This is a genomic window from Leifsonia poae (assembly GCF_050632195.1).
Classification (GTDB): domain Bacteria; phylum Actinomycetota; class Actinomycetes; order Actinomycetales; family Microbacteriaceae; genus Leifsonia; species Leifsonia poae_C.
In genome coordinates, this window is record NZ_CP192580.1 from 2,488,959 (window position 1) to 2,514,944 (window position 25,986).

Below are 25,986 nucleotides of genomic sequence, written 5' to 3' on the forward strand. Positions count from 1 at the left end.
CCATCCGCTCGGGAACGTCGTCAGCAAGGTGAGGCTCTTGGCTACTACTGATCAGCAACCGTGGGGTCGTGTCGATGAGACCGGCACCGTCTTCGTCCGCGAGGGCGAAGGCGAGCGTGCCGTCGGCCAATACCCCGACGGCTCGGCAGAAGAGGCGCTCGCGTACTTCGAGCGCAAGTACACCGACCTCGCCGGCCAGGTGGGGCTGCTGGAGCAGCGTGCCCGCCGCGGCGCCCCCGCATCAGACATCGCCAAGGCGGTCAGCTCCCTGCGGGAGAACGTCTCCGGCGCCAACGCGGTCGGAGACCTCGCCGCCCTCGCGGCACGGCTCGACAAGCTCGGCGGCGCAGTCGAAGAACTGACCGAGCAGCAGTCGGCCGAGGCGAAGGCCCAGGTCGAGGAGGCCATCGCTGAACGCACCGCGATCGTCGTCGAGGCCGAGGCGCTTGCAGCCGAGGATCCCGCGCGCACGCAGTGGAAGCAGACCACCTCCGCGCTGGACGCGCTCTTCACTCGCTGGCAGACGCACCAGCACGAGGGGCCGCGCATCCCGAAGAACGAGGCCAACGAGCTGTGGAAGCGGTTCCGCGCCGCGCGATCGACCATCGAGCACAACCGCAAGGCGTTCTTCGCCGACCTCGACAACCAGCACCGTGACGTGCGCTCGCGCAAGACCGCGCTGATCGAGCAGGCCGAGGCGCTGATCCCCCGTGGCGCCGACGGCGTGCCCGAGTACCGCCAACTCCTCGACCAGTGGAAGCAGGCCGGTCGCGCGGGCAAGCGCAACGACGACGCCCTGTGGGCGCGGTTCAAGGCCGCCGGCGACGCGATCTACGGCGCCAAGGCCGAGGTCGACGCTCGGGACAACGAAGAGTTCGCAGGCAACCTCGAGCTGAAGCTCGCTCTGCTCGAAGAGGCAGAGCCGCTCCTGACCGCGACCAACCGCGAGTCGGCACGCGCAACACTTCTCTCGATCCAGCAGCGCTGGGACGAGATCGGAAAGGTGCCGCGCGACCAGGTGCGCGTCGTCGAAGATCGTCTGCGCAAGGTCGAGGCAGCCGTGCGCAAGCTCGACGAACAGCACTGGGAACGCAACAACCCCGAGAAGAAGGCGCGGTCCGAAGGGCTCGCGAGCCAGCTCACCGCGGCGATCGCCAAACTCCAGGAGGAGCTCGACGAGGCCAAGGCGAGCGGAGACGCCGCCAAGGTCAAGGAGGCCCAGGAAGCCCTGGACGCTCGCAAGATCTGGCTCGACGCCCTGGGCTGACGCTTTGGGCTGATGCTCTGGGCTGATGCTCGGGGCGGCGCCCTGACCTCGTACTCATGAGACTCTCCACAAGGAGAGTTCTGCACACCTTTCAGAGCTTCTGAGTTCGCGTTCCGATGGACCGGGATGCTTGATGCATGACCGCTCTGATCCCCCGTCTCCTCGATTCCGCCGTCCTCCCGCTCGCCGAACTCCAAGCCGCGCGCTTGGACGGTCAGCTCTACCGCGTCGGCGACGCCTTCGCGACGGTTGACACTCCCGACACAGCGGAGCTGCGGGCCGCCGCTTTTCGCCTCTCGGCTCCGCGCGCCGCTGTCGCCGACAGGTTGACCGCATCCTGGATCCACGGAGCGCGCGCCGGTCCGCCGGTGACACTGCAGGTGTGCGTCGACAGCGCTCACCGCATTTCGGCAAGAACGCTGCAAGGGCTCGACGTGCGCCAGTGCATCCTGTCCCGCGGCGACGTTGTGAAGCTCGGGGATGCGAGGGTCACCTCGCCGCTGCGCACCGTCGTCGACCTGCTGCGAACGGTCGACCGCCTGACACACGGGCTAGCCGTCGAGCTGCACGTACTGCTGCGCCTAGGTGACGACGATATCGGGAGTTGCCAGGAGCGCATCCTGCGCCAGCACCGGGTGCCCGGCACACGCAGAGCTCTCGATAGGCTCGCGGGTCTCGCGACATTCGAACCCGCGCCGGAGCAGGCTCAGCCGGAGCGGGCTCAGCGAGAGCGGGGCCAGACGGAGCCGGCTGCGCCGGAGCCGGTCAACCGGCGCTGACGCGGTAGACGTCGTAGACGGCGTCGATGCGACGAACGGCGTTCAACACCCGGTCGAGGTGAGTGGTGTCGCCCATCTCGAAGACGAAACGACTGAGCGCCAGACGATCGCTCGACGTCGTGACCGTGGCGGAGAGGATGTTCACGTGATGCTCCGAAAGCACGCGGGTGACGTCGGAGAGCAGGCCCGAGCGGTCGAGCGCCTCGACCTGGATCTGAACGAGGAAGACGCTCTTCGAACTGGGTGCCCACTCGACCTCGATCATCCGATCGGGCTCCTGCAGCAGAGACTGCACGTTGTGGCAGTTCGCCTGGTGAACCGAGACGCCGGCACCGCGGGTCACGAACCCGACGATCGGGTCGCCCGGAACGGGCGTGCAGCACTTCGCGAGCTTCACGAGAATGTCCGGAGCCCCGCGCACCAGCACGCCGGAGTCGCTGTTGCGGAGTTGGCGCGAGCGCCCCTTCACCGGCAGTTCGAGCTCGCCGACGTCGCCTTCCGGCTCGGTCTGCACGGAGGCGACGACCTTCTCGATCACCGACTGGGTGGAGACGTGTCCCTCACCGACCGCGGCGTAGAGCGCAGAGACGTCCTCGTACTTCAGCAGCGACGCGATCTCGATCAGCGAGTCCTGCGACATCAGCTTCTGCAGCGGGAGGTTCTGCTTGCGCATCGCGCGGGCGATCGCATCCTTGCCCTGCTCGATGGCCTCGTCGCGCCGCTCCTTGGTGAACCACTGCCGGATCTTGTTGCGCGCGCGGGGCTCTTGACGAAGTTGAGCCAGTCTTGGCTGGGACCGGAGTCCGGGTTCTTCGAGGTGAAGACCTCGACGACATCACCGGTCGTCAGAGCACTCTCAAGCGGCACGAGACGGCCGTTGACCTTCGCACCCATGGTGCGGTGGCCCACCTCGGTGTGCACCGCGTAGGCGAAGTCGACGGGAGTCGCGCCCGCGGGCAATCCGATGACGCGCCCCTTCGGCGTGAAGACGTAGACCTCTTTGGCACCGATTTCGAACCGCAGCGAGTCGAGGAATTCGCTCGGGTCGGCGGTCTCGGCCTGCCAGTCGGAGATGTGGGCGAGCCAGGCGAGGTCAGTGTCGGTGTTGGCCGGGCCGCCCGAACTCTTGCCCGTGGTCTGCTCTTTGTACTTCCAGTGCGCCGCGACACCGAACTCGGCACGCTGGTGCATCTCCTCGGTGCGAATCTGGATCTCGACCGGGCGCCCCTCCGGGCCGATCACGGTCGTGTGCAGCGACTGGTACAGGTTGAACTTCGGGGTGGCGATGTAGTCCTTGAAACGCCCGGGCATCGGCGTCCAGCGAGCGTGGATCGAGCCGAGCACGGCGTAGCAGTCGCGAACCGAGTTGACGAGCACGCGGATTCCGACGAGGTCGTAGATCTCGTCGAACTCACGCCCTCGAACGACCATCTTCTGGTAGATCGAGTAGTACTGCTTGGGCCGGCCGACGACCTTGCCCCGGATGCGCGCACCCTTCAGGTCGTCGTTGATTGCGTCGATCACCTGCTGAACCAGACGCTCGCGCTCGGGCGTGCGCTGCTTGACCAGGCTCTCGATCTCGGCGTACAGCTTGGGGTAGAGCACGGCGAACGAGAGGTCTTCGAGCTCCCACTTGATCGCCTGGATTCCGAGCCGGTGAGCAAGCGGCGCATAGATCTCGAGCGTCTCGGTGGCCTTGCGAGTCGCGGATGCGGCCGGCACGAACCCCCAGGTGCGGGCGTTGTGCAGGCGGTCGGCGAGCTTGATGATGAGCACGCGGATGTCCTTCGACATCGCCACGATCATCTTGCGCACGGTCTCGGCCTGAGCGCTGTCGCCGTACTTGACCTTGTCGAGCTTGGTCACGCCGTCGACGAGCATCGCGATCTCGTCGCCGAAGGCGTCGCGCAGCTCGTCGAGCGTGTACTCGGTGTCTTCGACGGTGTCGTGCAGCAGGGCCGCCGCGATCGTCTTGACCCCGATTCCGAGGTCCGCGAGAATCTGCGCGACGGCGACAGGATGCGTGATGTATGGCTCGCCGGAACGGCGCTTCTGACCCGAGTGGGCGCGCTCGGCGACCGTGTACGCCCGCTCGATGAGCGAGAGGTCGACCTTCGGGTGGTGCAGACGCACCGTGCGGATCAGGGTATCGACGGCACCGGCCGGCTGCGCGCGAGAAGATGCGCGGCACGAGACGGCGCAGAGAAGCGGTCTGCGGTGTCGAAGTATCAACCATCAGTGCGCCTCCTGCCCTCCATTATCGCCGTTCCGCCGACCTGCCTTGACCGCGTTCGCTCTGAGCGACGCTAGGCGACCGTTCCGGGAGACCCGTCGTTCTTCACGACAGCGGCTCCGGATGCCTGCCATGCGAACATCCCGCCGGCTACGTTCGCCGTCGGGTAGTCAGCGCGGTTGAGTGCGTCGGTGACGAGCCGGGAACGACCTCCGGAGAGGCAGATCACGAGGATCTGTTGGTCTTCCGGCAGCTCGTGCTGGCGACCCTCGAGCTCGTACAGCGGGATGTGGTGGGCGTCGGGCGCATGCCCGGCCTCCCACTCGTGCGTCTCGCGGACGTCGAGCAACCAGGCCGAGCCGGCATCGACGAGCTCGATCGCGCGCACGGCACTCACCTCGTCTTCGTCGAGATAAGCACCGGGCACGATCGCTCCTCTACTCCGCCGCTACTGCGACGGTTTCGGACTTGGCAGTCTTCGGACGGATGGCGAGAACCCGCAGGTCGTGCTTCTTCACGGCGGCCTCGCCCTCGCGGAACTGCGAGTACATCGGCGCACCGAGGAAAATCGTCGAATACGTTCCGACGATGATTCCGATCAGCAGGGCGAGCGAGATGTCGCGCAGCGTGTCCGCACCGAGCGCGAACGCTCCGAGGAAGAGGATCGATGCCACGGGCAGCACCGCGACGACCGCGGTGTTGATCGAGCGGACGAGCGTCTGGTTCACGGCGAGGTTCACCGATTCCGCGAATGTGCGACGCGAAAGCTCCATCTCCTCCTTGGTGTTCTCACGGATCTTGTCGAACACCACGACCGTGTCGTACAAGGAGTACCCGAGAATCGTCAGGAAGCCGATCATCGTCGCCGGCGAGACCTCGAAGCCCACGAGGGCATAGATGCCCGCGGTGATGATGAGGTCATGGAACAGCGAGATGATCGCCGACGCTGACATCTTCCACGTTCGGAAGTAGAGCGCCATGGCGATGAACGCCAGCAGCAGGAAGACCACGATGCCCTGGATGGACTGCCGGGTCACATCCGCGCCCCACGACGGACCGATGAAGGTCGAGGCGACTTCGGTGGTCGGCACGCCGTACGCCTTGGCAAGCGCATCCGCGACCTGCCTGGTCTGGTCTTCGGACAGCTGGTCGGTCTGCACCCGCACCGAGTTGCCGTTGACCGTGGTCACGTGGGCGACGGCGTCGGGGACGACGGATGCGAGCGCATCCTGAGCCTTCGCCTGCGACGCGTCGTCGACCTTGGTGATCTGGAACTGCGAGCCCCCGCGGAACTCGATGCTGAAGTTGAAGCCGCCCTTGACCACCGGGACGAGGATCGACAGCACCACCATGACAGCGGCGATCGAGTACCAGATCTTGCGCTTGCCGACGAAGTCGAACGAGCGGGCCCCGGTGTAGAGGTCGTTACCGAATTTCGTGATGCGACTGACCATCAGGAATCCTTCCCCCCGGACTTGCTATCCGAGGACGACGAAGCGGAGGCCAGTTCTTCGGCCTTGCGCTCGGCGATGGTCTGGCGGCGAGCCGCCTCTTTGCCTGCGGTTGCTGCCTTGCCGGCACTCACGCCGACAGTGGGCTTGCGGAACTGGGCGGCACCGCGGTAGACCGCGCCGAGGGCCTGCGGGTCGAGACCCGTCCAGGCGTTCCCGCTGTTGAAGAACTTGGTCGTCGCCAGCAGCTGCAGCGTCGGGTGCGTGAACAGCAGCACCACGATCACGTCGATGATGGTCGTCAGACCGAGGGTGAACGCGAAGCCCTTCACGTTGGCCGCAGCCAGCACGTAGAGCACGATCGCGGCCAGGAGGTTGGTCGCCTTCGAGGCGTAGATGGTGCGCTGCGCGCGCTTCCAGCCCGCTTCGACCGCGGATTCGAGACCTCTCCCGTCGCGCAACTCGTCGCGTATTCGCTCGAAGTAGACGATGAACGAGTCGGCCGTGAATCCGATCGCGACGATCAGACCCGCCACACCTGCCAACGAGAGCCGGTAGCCGTAGTGCCAGGAGAGCAGCGAGATGGTCAGGTACGTGAGCAGGGCGGCGACGACGAGCGAGACGATCGTCACGAAGCCGAGCAGGCGATACTGGAACAGGGTGTAGATCGCAACGAGGATCAGGCCGATGAGGCCGGCGATCAGACCCGCCAGCAGCTGCGTCGAACCGAGCGTCGCCGAGATCGTGTCCTGACTCTGCACGTCGAACGAGAAGGGCAGCGCGCCGAACTTCAGCTGGTCGGCGAGCGTCTTCGCCGTCTCCTGCGTGAAGCTACCGGTGATCTGCGGCCGGCCATCGGTGATGACCGCGTTCGTCGTCGGAGCCGAGATGACCTTGCCGTCGAGCACGATCGCGAACTGGTTCTGAGCGCCCTGGAGGCCGTTCAACCGAGTGGTGACATCGGCGAACGCCTTGGTCCCCTCGGCGTTGAAGATGATGTTGACGCCCCACTGGCCGGTGCTCACACCGCTGGAGCTCTGCACCAGACCGCTGTTCGCGTCCGAGATGTCCTGGCCTTTGACCTCGACCGGGCCCAGGATGTACTTCACCTGGCCGGAGTCGTCACAGGTGATGAGGGGCTCGTCCGCGGGTGCGACGCTCGTGACGGCGGCCGCATCCGAACTGCAGGAGAACGCATCGAACTGCGCCTGCAGTGCCGGTGTGACGTAGGCGAGGTCGCTTCCGTTCGTCGGACTGGTCGACGGTGTCGACTGGAGTCCGGGGTCGGGAGTCGGTGCAGGGGTCGACTTGCCGTCGGCGCCGACGACCTCGTTGGTCGGACCGCCCGCGACGAGCACGGGGCGGAAGTCGAGCTTCGCACTCGCCTTGATGCGATCGAGTGTCTGCTTGTCAGGAGTACCCGGGATCGAGACGACGATGTTCTTCGAGCCCTCGGTGGAGATCTCCGACTCCGAGACGCCGGCGGCGTCGATGCGCTGACGGATGATCGACACGGCCTGGTCGAGCTGCTGCTGCTCGACGGTCTGACCGTTCTCGACCTGCGGCGCCAGGATGATCTGGGTTCCGCCCTGGAGGTCGAGCGCGAGCTTGGGCAGCCACGTCGCATTGCTCCAGATGACGCCTGCCGTCAGTGTCCCAAGGAGCACGACGACGATGGCGCCGAGCCAACTCAGCGAACGCCAGGCTTTTTTGACCGGGGTCGACTTTGCCAACTAGGTACTCAGCTTTCTACGAGTGTGCCCACGCTGAAGAGCGTGGGCACACAGGAAATGTGGGGTCAGTCGTCGCTCTTCTTGGCGCCGGGCTTGTGGGCGTCGTCGAGACGCTCACCGAACTCGGGCTCGGACGCGGTGATCGCGTGATCCTCGTTGAGCTCGGCGACGGCCGGCTCGCTCTCGACGGGCTCGTCGACCTTGGGCTCGACGACGCGAGCGAGGACCTGACGGTGCACGCGCACGATGTTGCCCGGCGAGGTCTCGATCTCGGCGATGTTGTCGTCTTCGTTGATGGACAGCAGCTTGCCGTAGAGACCGAAGTTGGTCATGACGTCGACGCCCGGGACCATCTTGGAACGCGTCTCCGAAGCCTCTTTCTGGCGCTTGCGGCTGTTGCGGAACATGAAGAAGATCAGGGCCGCGAGAACGACCACCATGACAATGGTCAGAGTTGTGTCACCCATGAGGTGGGGCTACCTTCCGGCGCGGCGCGAAGCCGCTTCAATCGATGTAAGGGGGTTGACCAACAGGCCAGCCTAAATTATAAGTCATCCATCAATGATGGTTGCTGTGAGACTACCTGCTGTGGGTGGGAGATTCCGAAATGGCGCCACGCCGACGGAGTGGCGACCCGCCCGCGCGGTGTTCGCGAGAGCAGCCCGATGCGCACCAGGAACGGCTCGACGACTGACTCAATCGTCTCCGACTCCTCGCCCACCGATACCGCGAGGGTGTTGAGACCCACCGGTCCCCCATCGAAGCGCTCGAGGATGGCGTGCAGAACGGCGCGGTCGAGGCGGTCGAGCCCGAGCGCATCCACGTCGTACAGGTCGAGAGCCGCCCGAACCGCGTCGATATCGGCGTCTTCGCCGTGAACGAGCGCGTAATCGCGCACCCGTCGCAGAAGGCGGTTGGCGATGCGCGGAGTGCCCCGGCACCGGCCGGCGATCTCCGCCAGGGCCTCGCGATCGACCTCGAAGTCGAGCATGGTCGCCGCGCGCGTCAGAACCTGGGTGAGCTCGTGCTCGTCGTAGAACTCGAGGTGCGCCGTGAACCCGAACCGGTCTCGCAGGGGATTCGGCAGCAAGCCCGATCGAGTCGTCGCGCCGACGAGTGTGAACGGCGCGAGGTCCAGCGGGATCGACGTCGCCCCTGCACCCTTGCCGACCATGATGTCGATGCGGAAGTCCTCCATGGCCAGGTAGAGCATCTCTTCTGCCGACCGAGCCATCCGGTGGATCTCGTCGATGAAGAGGACCTCGCCCGGCGTGAGCGACGACAGCAGAGCCGCCAGATCGCCCGCGTGCTGGATGGCGGGACCGCTCGAGAGGCGCAGTGGGCGACCGCTCTCGTGGGCCACGATCATCGCGAGCGTGGTCTTGCCGAGCCCGGGAGGGCCAGCGAGCAAGATGTGGTCGGCCGTGCGGTCCTGCATCTTCGCCGCGGTGAGCAGCAGCTGCAGCTGCCCGCGAACCTTCGCCTGCCCGACGAACTCTGCGAGGGACCGCGGCCGGAGGGCGCCCTCGAACGCCAGCTCGGATTCGGATTCCAGTTCGGGCGCAGTCAGGTCGTTGTTCTCGTCGGTCACGGTCACGGCCTCCCGGTCTGCTTCGCCGGACCGAGTCGGGCCAGGGTCAGCCGCAGCAGGGTCTGAACGCTGTCGCGCGACTTCTCGTCCGTGTCGGACACGACCTCGGCGACGGCTTCGGCCGCCACCTTCTCGGGCCAGCCGAGGCCGACCAGCGCCACGAGGACGCTGTCGCCGATCGAGGACGGCGAGCCTGCCGCCGCTTTGGTCGCGGGTGCCCGCCGGGTGACCGCGAGCTTGCCCGAGAGCTGCACGACGATCAGCTTCGCCGTCTTCGGCCCGATACCCGAGACCTTGCGGAATGGTGCGTCGTCGTCGTCGGTCACGGCCGCGGCGATCTGGTCGGGCGAGAGCACCGAGAGCACGCCGATCGCGGATTTCGGACCGACTCCGGATACCCCGGTCAGCAGTTCGAAGACCTGCAACTGGTCCAAATCGGCGAATCCGAACAGTTGCAGCGCGTCTTCGCGCACGATCAGGGAAGTCAGCACGAATGCCTCGTCGCCGATCCGGAGAGACAGCACGTGATCGGGGGTGAGCTGCACGGAGAATCCGACGCCGCCGACCTCGATCACAGCCGTCCCGCCGGCAGCAGAGAGCACGGTGCCACGCAGGGAGGAGATCACCTGGCCAGCCTACGGGGCACGGCTGACGCACGACTGGACCGCTCCGCGGCGCGCCACGCGGCCTGCGCCGGGGTCAGGTCGGCTCCGCCATCCCCGCCCGGCGATGCCGGTGCGCCACGCCAGGCATGGCAGATGGCGATCGCGAGTGCGTCAGCGGCATCCGCGGGCTTCGGAACTTCGGCGAGGCCCAGGATACGCGCGACCATGGCCTGCACCTGCTTCTTGTCCGCGGAACCGTATCCCGTGATCGCGGCCTTCACCTCGCTCGGCGTGTGCAGGGCGACGGAGAGACCGCGCTTGGCGGCGGCATGGAGTGCGACGCCGCTGACCTGCGCCGTGCCCATCACCGTTCGGAGGTTGTGCTGGGCGAACACCCGCTCGATGGCGACGATCGCCGGGGTGTGCGCATCCAGGAGCTCTTCGATGCCGTTTCCGACCGCGAGGAGACGTTCCTCCAGCGGCATCGTCGGCGGCGTGCGGATGACCGTGACCGCGACAAGAGTCGCCTTGCGATCGGGTCGCACATCGACGACACCGACGCCGCAGCGTGTGAGTCCCGGGTCGATCCCCAGGACTCTCAGCGTCACGAGAGGCTCCCGCTACTCGGCCTCGAGCTCGGCCTGAACCTCGGGGCTGAGATCGAGGTTGGTGTAGACGTTCTGCACATCGTCGGAGTCTTCGAGCGCGTCGATCAGGCGGAACACCTTGCGGGCGGTCTCGGCATCGGCCTCGACGTTGACCGTGGCCACGAACTCGACGTCGGCCGAGTCGTAGTCGATGCCGGCATCCTGAAGCGCGGAACGGGCGCCCACCATGTCGGTGGCCTCAGTGATGACCTCGAAGGTCTCGCCGCGATCGGTGACGTCTTCGGCGCCGGCGTCGAGCACAGCCGCGAGCACATCGTCTTCGCTGAGGCCGTCCGCGTGGGGAACCACGATGACACCCTTGCGGTGGAAGTTGTATGCGACGCTGCCCGGGTCGGCCATCGTGCCGCCGTTGCGCGTCATCGCCGTGCGGACCTCCGCGGCAGCGCGGTTCTTGTTCTCGGTGAGGCACTCGATCAGCAGGGCGACACCGTTCGAGCCGTAGCCCTCATACATGATCGTCGCGTAGTCGATGGACTCACCGGTGAGCCCGGCGCCGCGCTTGATGGCGCGGTCGATGTTGTCGTTCGGGACCGAGGTCTTCTTGGCCTTCTGCACCGCGTCGACGAGGGTCGGGTTGCCCGACATGTCGGCGCCGCCCATCTTGGCCGCGACCTCGATGTTCTTGATGAGCTTCGCGAACGACTTGGCGCGACGCTGATCGATCACGGCTTTCTTGTGCTTGGTGGTGGCCCACTTGGAATGCCCGGACACTGTGCTCCCTCAAAGACGACTAAAGATCCTGACCATTCTAGAACAGCGCGCCAGACGGGTGGACGGCCTCGCCGATCAGCGCGAAGCTGCGCGAACCTTGTCGAGGAAGTACTGGTGGAAGCGCGTCTCGCCCGTGATCTCGGGATGGAACGAGGTCCCGATCAGGTTTCCCTGCTCGACGGCCACCACGCGACCGTCCGCAACAGTAGCCAAAGCCGTCGCGTTAGCCCCCACGCTTTCCACGATGGGTGCACGGATGAACACGGCGTGCACCGGGACATCCCCAAGCACCGGGATGTCCAGATCGGTCTCGAACGAGTCGAGTTGCGACCCGAACGCGTTCCGGCGTACGGCGACGTCGAGGCCGCCGAGGCTCTGCTGACCGGCGATCCCGTCCAGGATGCGGTCGGCCAGCATGATGAGCCCGGCGCACGTCCCGTACACGGGCAGGCCGCCGGCGATCGCATCCTTCAAGGGCTGCGCGAGCCCGAACGTTCTGGAGAGCTTGTCCATCACGCTCGACTCGCCGCCCGGGATCACCAGGCCGTCGACCTGCGCAAGCTCCTCGGGCCGACGCACCGGGACGGCGTCCGCGCCGAGGCCGCGGAGAACCGCGATGTGCTCGCGGAAATCACCCTGAAGGGCGAGGACGCCGACCTGTGGGTTACCAGCCACGCTCGGCGAGCCGGTGCGGCGCCGCGAGGTCGGACACGTTGATGCCGACCATCGCCTCGCCGAGGCCGCGCGAGACGTCCGCGATCACCGCGGGGTCGTCGAAGAAGGTGGTGGCCTTCACGACGGCCGCCGCGCGCTGCGCCGGGTTACCCGACTTGAAGATGCCGGAACCCACGAAGACGCCGTCCGCGCCGAGCTGCATCATCATGGCCGCGTCAGCCGGGGTGGCGACGCCACCGGCGGTGAAGAGCACGACGGGGAGCTTGCCGGTCTCGGCGACCTCGACCACGAGGTCGTAGGGCGCCTGCAGCTCCTTGGCTGCGACGTAGAGCTCGTCCTTGCTCATCGCGCTCAGCGCGGCGATCTCCGACTTGATCTTGCGGATGTGCTTGGTCGCCTCCGAGACGTCGCCCGTTCCGGCCTCGCCCTTCGAGCGGATCATGGCGGCACCCTCGTTGATGCGGCGCAGTGCCTCACCCAGGTTGGTCGCACCGCACACGAAGGGAACCGTGAAGCCCCACTTGTCGATGTGGTTCACGTAGTCGGCCGGGCTCAGCACCTCGGACTCGTCGATGTAGTCGACGTCGAGCGCCTGCAACACCTGCGCCTCGACGAAGTGGCCGATGCGGGCCTTCGCCATGACCGGGATCGAGACCTCGGCGATGATCGCCTCGATGAGGTCGGGGTCGCTCATCCGCGCCACGCCGCCCTGCGAGCGGATGTCGGCCGGAACGCGCTCGAGCGCCATCACGGCGACCGCTCCCGCGTCCTCGGCGATGCGCGCCTGCTCGGGGGTGACGACGTCCATGATGACGCCGCCCTTCAGCATCTCGGCCAGGCCGCGCTTGACCCGGTTCGATCCTGTCGCGGTTCCCTGCTCGCTGTCTGTCATCGTCGCCCTCTCGTGCGGAACAAAAAGTTGTTTGGCCTATGCCGAACGATAGCATCCTCGCCGAAGCTCAGTAGACTCGCACCTCGGGAGCGAAATGAGCGAAGTGAGCGACGAAGTGGGTATCACCGGCGGCACGGCATCCGAGATCGCCGCGAGCGTGCGGGAACTGCACGAACGCGGGTCGCTACGCCGCGGCGATCCCCTGCCACCCGTGCGCAATCTCGCCGTTCAGCTCGGTGTCAACCGCAACACCGCGGTCGCCGCATATCGCCTGCTCGCCCAAGCCGGCCTGGTGGTCGCGCGCGGCCGCGCGGGCACGGTGATCGCCGGCCTCGATGCGGTCGCGCAGGAGGGCTACGCCGCCGACAGCGTGCTGCGCGACATCGGCACGGGCAATCCGGACGCCCGGCGCATCCCCGACCTCTCCCCCGCCCTGGCCAGCGCCATCGGCCGCCCGGTGCTCTACGGCGAACCCGTGATCGACCCCGCGCTCGACGAGTGGGCGACGGCCTGGATGCGCGAAGACCTTCCCGACCGTCCCCTGCAGATCACCGTGACGAACGGTGCTGCCGACGCCGTCGAGCGACTGCTCGCCCAGGCACTCCACCGCGATGACGCGGTCGCGCTCGAAGACCCGTGCTTCCTCGCGAGCATCCACACCGTGCGGCTCGGCGGCTACCGCACCATCCCCGTTCCGGTCGATGACGAAGGGATGACCGTCGACGGCCTCCGCGCCGCTCTCGACTCCGGCGTGAGGGCGATCATCTGCACCCCACGTGCTCAGAACCCGACCGGAGCCACGCTCTCCCCGCGCCGTGCCGCCGAGCTGCGAGCGCTGCTCGCCGAGCATCCGTACGTGCTCGTCATCGAAGACGACCACTTCTCGATGCTCTCCCAGCGGCCATACGAGACGCTGATCGGCCCCGGCCACCGCCGGTTCGCGCTCGTGCGCTCCGTATCGAAGTTCCTCGGACCCGACATGTGCCTCGCCCTGGCCGCCACCGACCCCGAGACCGCCGAGCGCCTGGCGTTCCGGCTGAGCCCCGGCACCACCTGGGTCAGCCACATCCTGCAGCGGCTCGTGCTCGCGCAGCTCACCGACGACGCAGTGCTCGACCAGATCGCCGCAGCCGGCCGCCATTATGCCGAGCGCAACGCGGCGTTCGCTGCGCTGCTCAGCGAGCGGGGCATCCCCTCGTCCGGTGCGGACGGGTTGAACCTCTGGGTCGCCCTGCCTCAGGATGCGAACGGAACGGCGCGGGGCGCGGCCCGGTCGGTGGCCGAGCGCTTGATGCGCATGGGCTGGCTCGCCCGTACCGGCGACGAGTTCCTGCTGGCGGAGCATCCGGTGCCGTCGCAGCACCTGCGGCTCACCGTGCACGACCTCACCGATGAGGAGACCGTCCGGCTCGCCGACGACCTCGCCCGGGCGATCGCCGAGCGAACGGTGCGGCATCCGCAGGATGAGAGGATCGAGGGATGAAGATCCTCTCGATCCAGTCCGCTGTCGCCTACGGTCACGTCGGCAACTCCGCCGCCGTGTTCCCGCTCCAGCGCATCGGCGTCGAGGTGTTGCCGGTCTATACAGTCACCTTCTCCAACCACACCGGATACGGAGCCTGGCGCGGCCCGCTCATCGCGCCGGAAGACGTGCGCGAGGTCATCACGGGCATCGAGGAGCGCGGAGTCCTCGGCCAGATCGACGCCGTGCTCTCGGGCTACCAGGGCAGCGAAGGCATCGGAGACGTGATCATCGACGCCGTGGCGCGGGTCAAGGCGGCGAACCCCAACGCCGTGTACGCGTGCGATCCCGTGATGGGCAATGCGGCATCCGGATGCTTCGTCGCCCCGGCCATCCCCGACCTGCTGCGCGACCGGGTCGTGCCGGTCGCCGACATCATCACGCCCAATCAGTTCGAGCTCGGCTACCTCACCGGTACGTCTCCGGACACGCTGGAGTCAACCCTCGAGTCGGTCGACGCCGCTCGCGCCATGGGGCCGAGAACGGTGCTCGTGACCAGCGTCGAGCGCCCCGACCGTCCCGAGGACACGATCGAGATGCTCGCCGTCGACGACGACGGAGCATGGATCGTGCAGACCCCGCGCCTGCCGATGAAGGCGAACGGGTCGGGCGACGTGACGGCCGCGCTATTCACGGCGCACTACGTGCGCGGCGGGTCTGCCGAGGTCGCGCTGCGCAAGACCGTGTCGAGCGTCTTCGACCTACTCGCTCGCACGCATGAATCCGGCGAACGGGAGCTGCAGCTCGTCGAGTCGCAGGAGTTCTACGCGAACCCGCGCGAGCAGTTCCCCGTCACGCGCGTGCGCTGACGTCCCGCGCCGTTCCCTGCCTTCGAGTGGCGCCGAATCGACCTTCCCGATGCCCAGGAAGGTCGATTTGCCGCTACTCGGCGACTCGCAGGCTATGCAGCGTCCTGAGGCCAGGCGTCGGCGATGGCCTTTCGCACGTCGCCGAGCAGCTGTGGAAGCGCCTTGGTCTTGGCGATGATCGGCAGGAAGTTCGCATCCTGAGCCCAGCGCGGCACGATGTGCTGGTGCAGGTGCGCGGCGATGCCTGCGCCGGCCACCGCGCCCTGGTTCATCCCGAGGTTGAAGCCGTCGTTCTTGGAGACCTCGCGGATGACCCGCATGGCGGTCTGGGTGATGCTCCCGATCTCGGCGACCTCCTCCGGCGTCGCCTCGTCGTACATCGCGATGTGACGATACGGGACGACCAGCAGGTGGCCGCTGTTGTACGGGAAGAGGTTGAGGAGCGCGTACGCGTGCACACCGCGAGCGACGATCAGCGCCTCCTCGTCGCTCTTGGCCGGCGCGACGCAGAACGGGCAGTCGTCCTTGCCCGGCTGCTGACCGTGCTGGATGTAGACCATGCGGTGAGGGGTCCAGAGGCGCTGGAACTCGTCGGGCACGCCGACGAGCGAGGACGGGTCGTCGGCGCGCACAGCGTCGGATGCGACGCCGTGCCCCGGCTCCCCGTCCCCCTCAGGAACGTCGTAGTCCTCGATGCTCAGTCGAGCCATGCGGTGTCGACCTGCTCGTGCTTCTGGATCGCGGTCGTGATGCGGTCGATCGCCTCGTCGATGGTCACCCCGTTGCGCTGCGTGCCGTCGCGGAAGCGGAAGCTGACCGTGCCTGCCGCCGCATCCTCTTCGCCCACGATCAGCTGGTACGGGACCTTCGCCTTGGTGTGCGTGCGGATCTTCTTCTGCATGCGGTCGTCGGAGTGGTCGACCTCGGCGCGAACTCCGCGAGCCTTGAGCCGCGAGATCACGTCGTCGAGGAACGGTCCGTAATTGTCGGCGACAGGGATGCCCACCACCTGAACCGGGGACAGCCACACCGGGAAAGCGCCCGCATAGTGCTCCAGCAGGATCGCGAAGAACCGCTCGATCGAGCCGAGCAGCGCGCGGTGGATCATCGCCGGCTGCTTGCGGGTGCCGTCAGCCGCCGTGTACTCCAGCTCGAACAGCTCGGGCTGGTTGAAGTCGAGCTGCACGGTCGAGAGCTGCCAGGTGCGGCCGATCGCATCCCGAGCCTGCACCGAGATCTTCGGGCCGTAGAACGCCGCACCGCCCGGGTCGGCGACGAGCTCAAGACCGGACTCGACGGCGACCTGCCGCAGCGTCTCCGTCGCCTGCTCCCAGCTCTCGTCCGAGCCGACGTACTTGTCGGGATCCTTGGTCGACAGTTCCAGGTAGAAGTTGTCGAGCCCGTAGCCGCGAAGGGTCTCGAGAACGAACTCGAGCTGACGCGCCACCTCGTCCTTGATCTGGTCTTCGGTCACGTAGATGTGGGCGTCGTCCTGAGTCAGGCCGCGCACGCGAGTCAGGCCCGAGAGCGTTCCACTCTTCTCGTAGCGGTAGACCGTGCCGAACTCCGCCAGCCGCAGCGGCAGCTCACGATAGCTGCGTCCGCGCGCCCGGTAGATCAGGTTGTGCATCGGGCAGTTCATGGGCTTCAGGTAGTAGTCCTGACCCTGCCGGGTCACATTGCCCTCGGCGTCGATCTCCTCGTCGAGGTGCATCGGGGGGAACATGCCCTCGCGATACCAGTTGAGGTGCTGGCTGATCTCGTAGAGCCGGCCCTTGGTGATGTGCGGGGTGTTCACGAGCTCGTAGTCGTTCGCGATCAGCCGCTCGCGCATGTAGTTCTCGATCTCGTTCCGGATGATGCCGCCCTTGGGGTGGAACACCGCGAGGCCCGAGCCGATCTCATCCGGGAAGCTGAAAAGGTCGAGTTCGGCGCCGAGCTTGCGGTGGTCGCGCTTGGCGGCCTCCTCCATACGCACCTGGTAGGCGCGCAGCTCATCCTTGGTCGGCCACGCCGTGCCGTAGATGCGCTGGAGCTGCTTGTTCTTCTCGTTGCCGCGCCAGTAAGCGGCGGCAACTCGGGTAAGCGCCCAGCCGTTGCCGATCATGCGCGTGTTCGGCAGGTGCGGCCCGCGGCAGAGGTCTTTCCAGACCGTCTCACCGGTCTTGGGATCGACGTTGTCGTAGATGGTCAGCTCGCCGCCGCCCACCTCGACGCTCTCGCTCTCGTCGAACGCTGCTGTGTCGCCGTGAACCACGCCGCCCTTCAGCCCGATGAGCTCGAGCTTGTACGGCTCGCTCGCCATCTCGGCACGCGCCTCGTCGTCGGTCACGACGCGACGCACGAAGCGCTGCCCGGCGCGGACGATGCGCGACATCTCCTTGTCGAGCACCTTGAGGTCTTCGGGCGTGAACGACTCGACGACGTCGAAGTCGTAATAGAAACCGTCGGTGATGGGCGGCCCGATGCCGAGCTTCGCCTCCGGGTTGATCGCCTGCACCGCCTGAGCGAGCACGTGGGCGGTGGAGTGGCGCAGGATGCTCAGCCCGTCGGGCGAGTCGATGGTCACCGGTTCGACGGTGTCGGTGGTCGTGACCTGCGTTGCGAGATCTTTCAGCTCGCCGTTGACGCGCATCGCGACAACGGAACGGTCGGTGAAGAGCTCGAAGCCGTCAGCCACCTTTACCACTCCTAAAGTTCATTGTTGGGGACGTACCAACTTTAGTGGGGCTCCGGATGCGAAAAGACCCGAGCGCATCCGCTCGGGTCTTCGTTGTGGTGGGCGATACTGGGATCGAACCAGTGACCTCTTCCGTGTCAGGGAAGCGCGCTACCGCTGCGCCAATCGCCCAAACCTGCGATGCAGGTTGGAGGTGGATACGGGATTCGAACCCGTGTATACGGCTTTGCAGGCCGCTGCCTCGCCTCTCGGCCAATCCACCGTTTGGGTTCACCACCGTAGTGAGAGGCCCGATCTTTCGACCGGGCCGACTCGAGCGGATGACGAGATTCGAACTCGCGACCCTAACCTTGGCAAGGTTATGCGCTACCACTGCGCCACATCCGCATTTTTCACCGCAACACTCGCGGCACTTGAATGACTGTAGCCGATTCATTCGCCGTTCGCCAAACCGTGCCACGCCGCCGGGTGTGTCGTGCGTCGATGTGCGTTCACGGCGCTCGGTCGGCTAGTATCGAGTCTCGCAGCCGGGAATCCTCCGGCGCAGTTCAGGGCGATTGGCGCAGTTGGTAGCGCGCTTCCTTCACACGGAAGAGGTCATCGGTTCGAGTCCGGTATCGCCCACCAGAACCTCCTCCGCTACGATCATCGCTGAGCGTCGCACCGAAGCGACCGCGTGATCAGGGGGATCGAATGAATGCGTCAATGCTGCGGCCGAAGGTCGTGCTCTGGTGGGGCATCGGGCTGACCGTCGGCGGGGTGGGGTTGGCCGTTCTCCTCCCGTATGTCGGCTACAGCCTGGTGAGCCAGACGTCGGTGTCCAATGGGTTGGATCAGGGCCTGCTGGTGCTGCTCAACATGTTCGTTCAGCTGATCTCGCAGGTGCTGCCGCCGCTCGGGGTCGCACTGATCGGGGCATCCGTCGTCATGACGTACGTAGGCAGGCTGCTCGGGAGTTCGCCGCAGCCGGCGGCTGTGGAGCCCATCGCCGAGAACCAGTAGCCAGAGTCGCAATGGTTGCGCCAGCGCAACGATTGGAACGATACTGGGTCGCATGACTGATTCGAGGTCGCCGGTCGCCGTCCGAGCTGAAGATGCCGCACTGTCGGCTGCGAACGTGCTGATGCGCGTGGCGGCCCGGTCAGTCTTCGAGGTGGAGGACAGGGTCACCACGCCGCAGTTGCGCATCCTGATGCTGATCGCATCGGCGGGGCCCCAGAATCTGGGCGAGGTCGCGTCGGAGCTCGGCGTGCATCCGTCGAACGCCACCCGGGCCAGCGACAAGCTCGTACAGGCCGGCTATGTCGTGCGGAGCGACCACCCCGTCGATCGGCGATACATCCAACTCGACCTCACCGAAGCGGGCACCGCATTGGTCGACCATGTGCTCGACCAGCGGCGCCAGGCGATGACGCAGGTGCTCGAGACGATGTCGGAAGACGACCAGGAGCGGGTAGCCGCGGCGTTCGAGCTCTTCGCCGGCGCAGCAGGTGGGGAACCGATCCACGACGGTCGCTTCGCCTTCTCCCTGCGCTGAGCGTTGCTATCATGGGCTGAGCGATAATCGAACCGCGTGTTCGATTATCGAACGCTTGGGGATGGCTCCAGCTCACGACGATGTGAGGAGAGATCGTGCAGTTCCACCACAACGGCTACGTGTCCGGCGACCCGCGTGTGCAGCCCGCGGCCGGAGTCGGGCTCGACCGACCTGACGACCTCCCCGCCGAAGTCGACGTCCTCATCGTGGGAACCGGTCCGGCAGGAATGATCACGGCGGCGCAGCTGGCACAGTTCCCCGGAATCACGACCCGGATCATCGAGCGGCGGCCCGGGCGGCTCGAGATCGGCCAGGCCGACGGCATCCAGGCGCGCAGCGTCGAGACGTTCCAGGCGTTCGGATTCGCGGAGCGGATCGTCGCCGAGGCGTACCGCATCACCGAGATGGCGTTCTGGAAACCCGACCCCGCGGATCCGTCTCGCATCCATCGTGCCGCGAGGGCGGTCGACGACCCCACTGGGATCAGCGAGTTCCCTCACCTCCTCGTCAACCAGGCTCGCGTTCTCGACTACTTCGCCGAGTACGCCGCTAACTCTCCCGCTCGTGTGCGGCCCGACTACGGCTTCGAGTTCTTGGGACTCGAGATCACCGGCGAGGGCGATCATCCTGTGACGGTCAGGCTCGCGCACACGACCGGTGAACGCATCGGCGAAGAGCGCACGGTGCGCGCCAAGTACGTGGTCGGCGCCGATGGCGCCCGAAGCCGGGTCCGTGACTCTATCGGATGCACGATGGCGGGCGACCAGGCCAACCACGCCTGGGGCGTCATGGACGTGCTCGCGGTCACCGACTTCCCCGACATCCGCACCAAGTGCGCGATCCAGTCGGGCTCGGGCGGCAACATCCTGCTCATCCCGCGTGAAGGCGGCTACCTGTTCCGGATGTACGTGGATCTCGGCGAGGTCTCCCCGATGACCACGGCGCGGTGCGTGAGACGTCGATCGAGCACATCATCGAGCAGGCGAACGAGATCCTGCACCCGTACACGCTCGACGTGAAGAACGTCGCCTGGCACAGCGTTTACGAGGTCGGGCACAGGCTGACAGACCGTTTCGACGACGTGCCCCGAGAGGAGATCGGAACGCGCCTCCCCCGAGTGTTCATCACCGGTGATGCCTGCCACACGCACAGCGCCAAGGCGGGCCAAGGGATGAACGTGTCGATGCAGGACGGGTTCAACCTGGGGTGGAAGCTCGGGCACGTGCTCGAGGGCCGCAGCCCGGCGGACCTGCTCGCCACGTACTCGGCCGAGCGGCAGGTCGTCGCCAAGAACCTCATCGACTTCGACCGGACGTGGTCCACGATGATGGCGAAGCGGCCGGAGGAGTTCGACAGCCCGTCCGAACTCGAGGACTTCTACACCCGCACAGCCGAGTTCCCTGCGGGTTTCATGACGGAGTACGCGCCGTCGATGATCGTCGGCGAGCCCGTGCATCAGCAGCTCGCATCCGGATACCCGATCGGGAAGCGGTTCAAGTCGGCCGTCGTCGAGAGGGTCGCCGATACCAACCCCGTACAGCTCGGACACCACGCACGAGCCGACGGGCGCTGGCGCATCTACGTCTTCGCCGACTCGGCCTCTGCCGGCGCGGCATCGCCGACCGCCGATTTTGCGGCGTGGCTCGAGAGCTCGCCGGACTCACCGCTGGCAGCGACTCCAGAGGGCTCAGACATCGACGCCTGGTTCGACGTCAAGGTGATCTACCAACAAGATCACGCGGGGGTCGACCTCGGCGAGGTTCCGGCGGCGTTCCTTCCCCGCACCGGACACTTCGCCCTGATCGACTACGAGAAGGTCTACGCCTCCGCGCCCGGGCAGGACATCTTCGACCTGCGTGGGATCGATCGCGGCGGCGCCATCGTCGTCGTCCGCCCCGACCAGTACGTCGCGGACGTGCTGCCGCTCACGGCGACGGATGAACTGGCCGCGTTCTTCGGCCGGGTCCACTCGGGGCTGGCCACCGTCTGAACCCGGTCAGGCCTCGGCTCAAAGCTCGGCTCAAAGCTCAGCTCAGAGCTGCGCGCCGAGCTTGAACCCCTGCTCGTCGTCGCCCTTGCGGGTGTACGAGAACCCGTCCGCACCGATGGTCACCGCCATCTCGGAGTCGTCGGTGCGGGCTGTCAACGGCTGAGGATTGCCGTCGAGGTCGAGAACAGGCGAGGCGTCGGTGTACCAGCTCGGCACGACCGGATTCCCCCACCAGTCGCGCCGCTGGTTGTCGTGCACATCCCAGGTGACGACCGGGTTGTCGGGATCGCCGGTGTAGTAGTCCTGCGTGTAGATCTCGATGCGGTGTCCATCGGGGTCGCGCAGATAGAGGTAGAACGCGTTCGAGACCCCGTGACGGCCCGGTCCCCGCTCGATCACGTCGGACATCCGCAGCGCACCGAGCTTGTCGCAGATCGAGATGATGTTGTGCTTCTCGTGCGTCGCGAACGCGATGTGGTGCATCCGGGGTCCGTCGCCACCCGTCATCGCGGTGTCGTGCACGGTGGGCTTGCGGCGCATCCACGCGGCATACGTGACGCCGTCGGCATCCTGGATGTCCTCGGTCACGCGAAAGCCCAGATCCTCCATGTATTTGACGGCCCGGGGCACATCCGGAGTCACCTGATTGAAGTGGTCGAGTCGCACCAGCGCGCCGGGCGTGTACAGGTCGTAGCGCCACGCGAGCCGTTCGACGTGCTGCACGTCGTAGAAGAACTCGTAGGGAAAGCCGAGCGGGTCTTCGACCCGCACCGAGTCGCCGATGCCCTTGGTGAATCCACCCGTTCTGCGCTCGACCCGGCAGCCCAACTCGGTGTAGAACTCGACAGCTCGGTCCAGGTCCTCCGGTGAGTTCACGCGGTAGGCGAATGCCGCCGCTGCCGCCACCGGACCCTGTCGAAGTACGAGGTTGTGATGGATGAACTCCTCAAAGCTGCGCAGGTAGACCGCTTTCTCGTCTTCCTCCGTCACGATGAGCCCGAGAACGTCGACATAGAAATTGCGGCTCGCCTGCAGATCGGTGACCACGAGCTCCAGGTACGCGCACCGGAGCACGTTCGGCGGAGCGGCCTTCGGGGTCGGGATGCGGTCGGCCGGCGCTGCGATGGGATCACTCGCCGTGATGACGGGCTCGGGTGCGTCGGGCGTGAGAGGTGTTGTCATGGTCGAAGCTTCCTTGCTTGCCGGGGATGTGGTCAGGCGCCGAATCGCGCGGTGTGGACGGGCCCGAGCGAGATGTGCACTGCCTGCTGGTCCGTGTAGAAGTCGATCGAGCGGTAGCCTCCTCGTGGCCCAGGCCCGATGCCTTCACCCCGCCGAAGGGCGTGCGCAGGTCGCGCACATTGTGCGAGTTGAGCCACACCATCCCTGCCTCGACGCTCTGCGCGAAGGTGTGGGCGCGCTCGAGGTCGGTGGTCCAGATGTAAGCGGCGAGGCCGTAGCGCACGCCGTTGGCGAGTTGGAGGGCCTCGGCGTCGGTGTCGAACGGCGTGATGGCGACCACCGGGCCGAAGATCTCCTCCTGGAAGATCCGTGCATCCGGCGCCACATCAGCGAAAACCGTCGGGGCGACGTAGTTGCCGTGACTGAGACCCTCGGGTCGGCCGCCACCCGCGAGCAGGCGCCCCTCGGTTTTGCCGATCTCGACATAGCTCATCACCTTGTCGTAGTGCTCAGGATGCACGAGCGCGCCGACCTCGGTCAGCGGATCGTGGGGGTCGCCGACCACGATCTTCCGGGCCCGCTCGGCGTACCGCGTCAGGAACTCGTCGTAGATCGAGCGCTCGACGAGGATGCGTGAGCCGGCCGTGCAGCGCTCGCCGTTCAACGAGAACACGCCGAACAGGGTGGAGTCGATCGCGGCATCCAGATCAGCATCGGCGAAGACCACCGCGGGCGACTTGCCGCCGAGCTCCATCGACAGCCCCTTGAGGAAGGGGGCCGCGTTGCCGAAAATCAGCTGCCCGGTGCTGCTCTCGCCGGTGAATGAGATGAGCGGGACATCCGGATGCTTCACCAGCGCATCCCCCGCCTCCTCACCGAGGCCGTTGACGAGGTTGAATACACCGTCTGGGAGCCCGGCGTCGCGGAAGATGTCCGCCCACAGGCTCGCCGACAGCGGGGTGAACTCGGCCGGCTTGAGCACGACCGTGCACCCGGATGTCAGTGCGGGCGCCAGCTTCCAGCTCTCGAGCATGAACGGCGTGTTCCACGGCGTGATCAACCCGGCCACGCCGATGGGCTTGCGATTCACGTAGTTGAGCTGGCTGCCCGGAACTTTGAACGCGTCGTCGGTCTGGGCGACGATCAGGTCGGCGAAGAAGCGGAAGTTCTCCGCCGCGCGCTGAGCCTGGCCGAGCGCCTGGGTGATCGGAAGCCCGGTGTCGAAGGTCTCGAGCTCGGCGAGGCGCGCATCCTGTGCCGCGACACCGTCGGCGATGCGGTTCAGCACCCGGGCGCGCTCGCGGGGCTTCATCCGGGGCCACGGTCCGTGCTTGAACGCGCGCGTGGCAGCCGCGACGGCCAGATCGATGTCCTCCTTCTGCCCGGCTGCGGCTGTCGCATAGGTCTCGTTCGACACCGGATCGAGCACGTCGAACGTCGCGCCGGAGACGCTGTCGACGAACTCGCCGTCGATGAAGTGACGGATGCGATCGGGCAGGCCCTGTGGGACGTAGTGCTTCGGCATGTGCGCGTGCTTCTTTCTGACGACTCGAACGACTACTGGCGACTCGGAGCGTGCTCCGCCTGATACGCGTGCAGCGCGTCCAACGTGGCGAGCCGATGCCGGCGTGCAGCCAGCTCGATGGCGAGCGGCTCGGCGCCCGACTCGATCAACGAGAGAATCTGCGCGTGCTCCTGAACGGACTCGCGGGCTCGACCGGGTACGAAGCTGAAGGTGGAGTCGCGCAGCACCGTCAGCCGGTTCCAGCCACGATGCACCAGGTCCAGGATGTGCGGGTTCGGGCACTCCTCGAACAGCACGGAGTGGAAACGCTGATTCAGCTGCGTGAACCGGTGCGGGATGAACTCGTCGAGGCACGCGATCATTTCGCCGTTGACCTCGCGCGCTCTGGCAAGGTGATCGGCCGTGACGAACGGTGACGACAACGCCGTCGCTGCACCCTCCACCAGGGCGAGCGTTTCCATCGTGTAGCTGTACTCGGCATCCTGGAGCAGGGCGACCTGCGCGCCCACGTTCTTCTCGAACGTCACGAGCCCCTCGGCTTCGAGCCGGCGGATCGCCTCCCGCACGGGGACGACGCTGATCCCGAGTTCGCCGGCGATCTGGCCGAGTACGAGCCGATACCCGGAGACATAGCGGCCGTCGTCGATGCGCTCACGGATGAAGCCGTACGCGAGCTGCGACTTGCTCGGCGCGACCGCCGTCTTCAGCGCTGGGCCAGCCATCGACGGTACCGGTCCTTCCACTCGGCGTTCATCGGAAAGAGACCATCGACGCGATGTCCGGATGCGACCTGCTCGGCCACGAACTCCTCCTCGCGTTCCTGTTCGATCGCTGCATCGACGACCTCCTCCACGAGGCCGGGCGGGATCACCAGCAGACCGTCGGCATCGCCCACGATCACGTCGCCGGGCTGTACTGCCGCGCCTCCGCAGGCGATCGTCACATCCGTGTCCCACGGCACGTGCTTGCGGCCGAGCACCGCCGGGTGCGACCCCCGATGATAGGTCGGGATGTCGAGGGCGGCGACCGCCGCGATGTCGCGCACTCCCCCGTCAGTGACGATTCCCGCAGCGCCGTTCACCTGGGCACGGAGGGCGAGCACGTCCCCGACGGTTCCGCTGCCGACCTCGCCGCGGGCGTCGATCACGAGCACCTCACCGGCGCCGACGGAGTCGAACGCGCGTTTCTGGGCGTTGTATCCGCCTCCGTGGCTCTCGAAGAGGTCTTCGCGATTCGGGATGTAGCGCAGCGTCCGGGCGGTCCCGATCAGGTGTCGATCGGGTCTGGTCGAGGCGAGACCGTCTATCGACACGTTGTCCAACCCTCGTTTGCGCAGTTGCGAACTGAGTGTCGCTGTTCCGACTGAGGCGAGCTTGGCCCGCACGTCCTCCGTGAGCACGAATCCGGGTTCGGGTCGAACGCCGTATGCCTCCGCGCGCTGGTGATCGTCGATGCCCGGCAGCGTGCCGAAGTCACCGAACGGGATGCGCCCCTCGACGATCCGGGTGACCAGCCGGCCGCTGGTCGGCGCTCCCGACGCGTTCGGCGCGTCCACCTCGACCTCGACCACGTCGCCCGGCTGGGCCACCGACGAGCCTGCCGGTGTGCCGGTGAGGATGACGTCGCCCGCTTCGAGCGTCATCAGCTGTGAGATGTCGGCCACCAACTGGCCGAAGGGGAACAGCAGGTCGTCGGTCGACCCCTCCTGCACCAGGTCGCCGTTCAGCCACGTCCGCACGCGCAGGGCGGACGGGTCGACCGACGACGCGGCGATGACGATCGGTCCGAGGGGCGTGAATCCGTCGCCCCCTTCGAGCGGACGTTCGAGCCCTTGTCGGCCGCACGGAGGTCGTAGAGACCGAAGTCGTTCGCGGCGGTCACTCCCGAGACGGCGGCCCAGCCCTCATCCGGAGACACCCGGCGGGTCGAGCGACCGATGATGAGCGCGATCTCGCCCTCGAAGGCCAGCAACTCGGTACCTGCGGGCCGTTCCAACTCGGATCCGCTCACCGCGATCGACGAGCTGGGCTTGAAGAAGTAGGACGGCGTCGCAGGGACACGACCCGCTGCGCCGCGCGCGAGCGGTAGTTCAGGTGAACCGCGATGACCTTGCCGGGGCGGCCGATGTCGCTCACG

The 25,986-nt window shown here is 66.7% G+C and carries 22 protein-coding genes, 4 tRNA genes and 3 pseudogenes; 8 read left to right on the forward strand and 21 right to left on the reverse strand.

Annotated elements, in window-relative coordinates; all coding sequences use genetic code 11:
• Positions 1-37 precede the first annotated feature (37 nt).
• Positions 38-1,267 (forward strand): DUF349 domain-containing protein, encoded by a 1,230-nt coding sequence (locus tag ACQ86A_RS12610; RefSeq protein ID WP_431277378.1) that lies wholly within the window; start codon positions 38-40, stop codon positions 1,265-1,267.
• Between the two features lie 137 nt (positions 1,268-1,404).
• On the forward strand, positions 1,405-2,046 hold the full coding sequence (locus ACQ86A_RS12615; RefSeq protein ID WP_431277379.1) for a type IV toxin-antitoxin system AbiEi family antitoxin: 642 nt from the start codon (positions 1,405-1,407) through the stop codon (positions 2,044-2,046).
• Here ACQ86A_RS12615 and ACQ86A_RS12620 read toward each other — a convergent pair.
• From ACQ86A_RS12620 to pdxS, 12 genes are all read right to left on the reverse strand, one after another.
• Positions 2,033-2,791, reverse strand: coding sequence for an ACT domain-containing protein (locus ACQ86A_RS12620; RefSeq protein WP_431280440.1), 759 nt, complete (start codon positions 2,789-2,791; stop codon positions 2,033-2,035). The two genes, ACQ86A_RS12615 and ACQ86A_RS12620, sit on opposite strands and share 14 nt — an antisense overlap.
• A complete protein-coding gene (locus tag ACQ86A_RS12625) occupies positions 2,686-4,179 on the reverse strand; it encodes a RelA/SpoT family protein (protein WP_431277380.1) in 1,494 nt (497 codons plus the stop codon). The genes ACQ86A_RS12620 and ACQ86A_RS12625 overlap by 106 nt, the downstream gene beginning before the upstream one ends.
• Before the next feature lie 173 nt (positions 4,180-4,352).
• A complete protein-coding gene (locus tag ACQ86A_RS12630) occupies positions 4,353-4,706 on the reverse strand; it encodes a rhodanese-like domain-containing protein (RefSeq protein WP_431277381.1) in 354 nt (117 codons plus the stop codon).
• A gap of 10 nt (positions 4,707-4,716) precedes the next feature.
• Positions 4,717-5,733, reverse strand: a complete 1,017-nt coding sequence (secF, locus tag ACQ86A_RS12635) for a protein translocase subunit SecF (RefSeq protein WP_431277382.1) — start codon at positions 5,731-5,733, stop codon at positions 4,717-4,719.
• Positions 5,733-7,463, reverse strand: a complete 1,731-nt coding sequence (gene secD / locus ACQ86A_RS12640) for a protein translocase subunit SecD (RefSeq protein WP_431277383.1) — start codon at positions 7,461-7,463, stop codon at positions 5,733-5,735. Before secD ends, secF begins: the two co-directional genes overlap by 1 nt.
• Positions 7,464-7,528: 65 nt before the next feature.
• Positions 7,529-7,930: a preprotein translocase subunit YajC gene (locus tag ACQ86A_RS12645; RefSeq protein WP_431277384.1), complete on the reverse strand. Its 402-nt coding sequence runs from the start codon at positions 7,928-7,930 to the stop codon at positions 7,529-7,531.
• Positions 7,931-8,007: 77 nt separating this feature from the next.
• Positions 8,008-9,054, reverse strand: coding sequence for a Holliday junction branch migration DNA helicase RuvB (gene ruvB, locus ACQ86A_RS12650; protein WP_431277385.1), 1,047 nt, complete (start codon positions 9,052-9,054; stop codon positions 8,008-8,010).
• A gap of 2 nt (positions 9,055-9,056) precedes the next feature.
• Positions 9,057-9,680 carry a Holliday junction branch migration protein RuvA gene (gene ruvA / locus ACQ86A_RS12655; RefSeq protein ID WP_431277386.1) on the reverse strand — a complete coding sequence of 208 codons (624 nt, stop codon included), beginning with the start codon at positions 9,678-9,680 and terminating at the stop codon, positions 9,057-9,059.
• On the reverse strand, positions 9,677-10,261 hold the full coding sequence (gene ruvC / locus ACQ86A_RS12660) for a crossover junction endodeoxyribonuclease RuvC (protein ID WP_431280441.1): 585 nt from the start codon (positions 10,259-10,261) through the stop codon (positions 9,677-9,679). The genes ruvA and ruvC overlap by 4 nt, the downstream gene beginning before the upstream one ends.
• An 18-nt stretch (positions 10,262-10,279) precedes the next feature.
• Entirely contained in the window at positions 10,280-11,038 is a 759-nt protein-coding gene (locus tag ACQ86A_RS12665) for a YebC/PmpR family DNA-binding transcriptional regulator (protein ID WP_431277387.1), read from the reverse strand.
• Positions 11,039-11,113: 75 nt separating this feature from the next.
• Positions 11,114-11,713, reverse strand: coding sequence for a pyridoxal 5'-phosphate synthase glutaminase subunit PdxT (gene pdxT / locus ACQ86A_RS12670; RefSeq protein WP_431277388.1), 600 nt, complete (start codon positions 11,711-11,713; stop codon positions 11,114-11,116).
• Positions 11,703-12,605 carry a pyridoxal 5'-phosphate synthase lyase subunit PdxS gene (pdxS, locus tag ACQ86A_RS12675; protein ID WP_431277389.1) on the reverse strand — a complete coding sequence of 301 codons (903 nt, stop codon included), beginning with the start codon at positions 12,603-12,605 and terminating at the stop codon, positions 11,703-11,705. Before pdxS ends, pdxT begins: the two co-directional genes overlap by 11 nt.
• 94 nt (positions 12,606-12,699) lie before the next feature.
• On the opposite strand from pdxS, the gene ACQ86A_RS12680 reads away from it, so the two are divergent.
• Positions 12,700-14,088: an aminotransferase class I/II-fold pyridoxal phosphate-dependent enzyme gene (locus ACQ86A_RS12680; RefSeq protein ID WP_431277390.1), complete on the forward strand. Its 1,389-nt coding sequence runs from the start codon at positions 12,700-12,702 to the stop codon at positions 14,086-14,088.
• Positions 14,085-14,936, forward strand: a complete 852-nt coding sequence (pdxY, locus tag ACQ86A_RS12685) for a pyridoxal kinase PdxY (RefSeq protein WP_431277391.1) — start codon at positions 14,085-14,087, stop codon at positions 14,934-14,936. Before ACQ86A_RS12680 ends, pdxY begins: the two co-directional genes overlap by 4 nt.
• Before the next feature lie 92 nt (positions 14,937-15,028).
• Here the strand turns inward: pdxY and ACQ86A_RS12690 are convergent, their stop codons facing one another.
• The 5 genes from ACQ86A_RS12690 to ACQ86A_RS12710 all read right to left on the reverse strand — a co-directional run bounded on the left by ACQ86A_RS12690 (position 15,029) and on the right by ACQ86A_RS12710 (position 18,003).
• Positions 15,029-15,646, reverse strand: coding sequence for an HIT family protein (locus ACQ86A_RS12690; protein ID WP_431277392.1), 618 nt, complete (start codon positions 15,644-15,646; stop codon positions 15,029-15,031).
• A complete protein-coding gene (gene thrS / locus ACQ86A_RS12695) occupies positions 15,634-17,616 on the reverse strand; it encodes a threonine--tRNA ligase (RefSeq protein WP_431277393.1) in 1,983 nt (660 codons plus the stop codon). Before thrS ends, ACQ86A_RS12690 begins: the two co-directional genes overlap by 13 nt.
• A 96-nt stretch (positions 17,617-17,712) precedes the next feature.
• Positions 17,713-17,787: transfer RNA gene (locus ACQ86A_RS12700), tRNA-Val, on the reverse strand.
• 17 nt (positions 17,788-17,804) lie between these two features.
• A tRNA-Cys gene (locus ACQ86A_RS12705) sits at positions 17,805-17,878 on the reverse strand.
• Positions 17,879-17,931: 53 nt separating this feature from the next.
• Positions 17,932-18,003: transfer RNA gene (locus tag ACQ86A_RS12710), tRNA-Gly, on the reverse strand.
• A gap of 164 nt (positions 18,004-18,167) precedes the next feature.
• Here ACQ86A_RS12710 and ACQ86A_RS12715 point away from each other — a divergent pair.
• From ACQ86A_RS12715 to ACQ86A_RS12730, 4 genes and pseudogenes are all read left to right on the forward strand, one after another.
• Positions 18,168-18,243 (forward strand) — tRNA-Val (locus tag ACQ86A_RS12715).
• Between the two features lie 78 nt (positions 18,244-18,321).
• Positions 18,322-18,618, forward strand: a complete 297-nt coding sequence (locus ACQ86A_RS12720; RefSeq protein WP_431277394.1) for a hypothetical protein — start codon at positions 18,322-18,324, stop codon at positions 18,616-18,618.
• 52 nt (positions 18,619-18,670) lie between these two features.
• Complete coding sequence (locus ACQ86A_RS12725; protein ID WP_431277395.1) at positions 18,671-19,153, forward strand: MarR family transcriptional regulator; 483 nt, start codon at positions 18,671-18,673, stop codon at positions 19,151-19,153.
• Positions 19,154-19,248: 95 nt separating this feature from the next.
• Positions 19,249-21,143, forward strand: a pseudogene (locus ACQ86A_RS12730) (FAD-binding monooxygenase).
• Positions 21,144-21,185: 42 nt separating this feature from the next.
• Here the strand turns inward: ACQ86A_RS12730 and hpaD are convergent.
• The 4 genes and pseudogenes from hpaD to ACQ86A_RS12750 all read right to left on the reverse strand — a co-directional run bounded on the left by hpaD (position 21,186) and on the right by ACQ86A_RS12750 (position 25,985).
• A complete protein-coding gene (hpaD, locus tag ACQ86A_RS12735) occupies positions 21,186-22,325 on the reverse strand; it encodes a 3,4-dihydroxyphenylacetate 2,3-dioxygenase (protein ID WP_431277396.1) in 1,140 nt (379 codons plus the stop codon).
• 32 nt (positions 22,326-22,357) lie between these two features.
• Positions 22,358-23,850 (reverse strand): annotated as a pseudogene (hpaE, locus tag ACQ86A_RS12740) (5-carboxymethyl-2-hydroxymuconate semialdehyde dehydrogenase).
• A gap of 32 nt (positions 23,851-23,882) precedes the next feature.
• Complete coding sequence (locus ACQ86A_RS12745) at positions 23,883-24,572, reverse strand: GntR family transcriptional regulator (RefSeq protein WP_431277397.1); 690 nt, start codon at positions 24,570-24,572, stop codon at positions 23,883-23,885.
• A pseudogene (locus tag ACQ86A_RS12750) lies at positions 24,554-25,985 on the reverse strand (fumarylacetoacetate hydrolase family protein). Before ACQ86A_RS12750 ends, ACQ86A_RS12745 begins: the two are co-directional and overlap by 19 nt.
• Position 25,986: the final 1 nt, after the last annotated feature.

Excerpts from the sequence above, each read along its gene's own strand:
- ACQ86A_RS12615 (WP_431277379.1), top strand. The coding sequence starts at position 1,405 with ATGACCGCTCTGATCCCCCGTCTCCTCGATTCCGCCGTCCTCCCGCTC.
- secF (WP_431277382.1), bottom strand. The coding sequence starts at position 5,733 with ATGGTCAGTCGCATCACGAAATTCGGTAACGACCTCTACACCGGGGCC.
- ACQ86A_RS12645 (WP_431277384.1), bottom strand. The coding sequence starts at position 7,930 with ATGGGTGACACAACTCTGACCATTGTCATGGTGGTCGTTCTCGCGGCC.
- pdxS (WP_431277389.1), bottom strand. The coding sequence starts at position 12,605 with ATGACAGACAGCGAGCAGGGAACCGCGACAGGATCGAACCGGGTCAAG.
- ACQ86A_RS12680 (WP_431277390.1), top strand. The coding sequence starts at position 12,700 with ATGAGCGAAGTGAGCGACGAAGTGGGTATCACCGGCGGCACGGCATCC.
- pdxY (WP_431277391.1), top strand. The coding sequence starts at position 14,085 with ATGAAGATCCTCTCGATCCAGTCCGCTGTCGCCTACGGTCACGTCGGC.
- ACQ86A_RS12690 (WP_431277392.1), bottom strand. The coding sequence starts at position 15,646 with ATGGCTCGACTGAGCATCGAGGACTACGACGTTCCTGAGGGGGACGGG.
- ACQ86A_RS12720 (WP_431277394.1), top strand. The coding sequence starts at position 18,322 with ATGCTGCGGCCGAAGGTCGTGCTCTGGTGGGGCATCGGGCTGACCGTC.
- ACQ86A_RS12725 (WP_431277395.1), top strand. The coding sequence starts at position 18,671 with ATGACTGATTCGAGGTCGCCGGTCGCCGTCCGAGCTGAAGATGCCGCA.
- hpaD (WP_431277396.1), bottom strand. The coding sequence starts at position 22,325 with ATGACAACACCTCTCACGCCCGACGCACCCGAGCCCGTCATCACGGCG.
- ACQ86A_RS12745 (WP_431277397.1), bottom strand. The coding sequence starts at position 24,572 with ATGGCTGGCCCAGCGCTGAAGACGGCGGTCGCGCCGAGCAAGTCGCAG.